A 411-nucleotide genomic window follows, 5' to 3' on the forward strand; every position below is an offset into this window, starting at 1 on the left:
AGGTGATTTAACGGGTAAGGAGTTTATCCTGACGAGAAGGTCGCAGTTTTGTATTATTGGTGCTTTACCGTATTTATACGAAACGATTTTGCATAAATTTCTAAAATCGCAAAAGCGCCATATAGATAACGGCAATTTAACCGTGTACTTATGGAAGCACGATAGTAACTCGTTTCACTTAAAAGGTATTTGCGCCGCCCGCCAACGCCACTTATTAAGCGGCCACAATCGTAAACCGCGGGCGTGGGGGCGTGATATTGAAAACGGTATTTAAATTGAAGACCCACAGCAAAGAATTATGAAAGCCATAGATAACCAAAAGCAGGAAATTTTAAAACAATCACTCCGTTTAACTCTTCCAAAAGATTAAGAAACATAAGAAGATTACCAACAGACGGATAAAAAGCTACT

Annotated in this window: 1 pseudogene; it reads left to right on the forward strand. The window is 39.2% G+C overall.

From position 1 onward, the window contains the following. Positions 1-367, forward strand: a pseudogene (gene pssA, locus CWC17_RS19220) (CDP-diacylglycerol--serine O-phosphatidyltransferase); the annotation flags it as partial. Between the last annotated feature and the right edge of the window lie 44 nt (positions 368-411).

Source organism: Pseudoalteromonas sp. S3785, assembly GCF_005887365.1.
Taxonomy (GTDB): domain Bacteria; phylum Pseudomonadota; class Gammaproteobacteria; order Enterobacterales; family Alteromonadaceae; genus Pseudoalteromonas.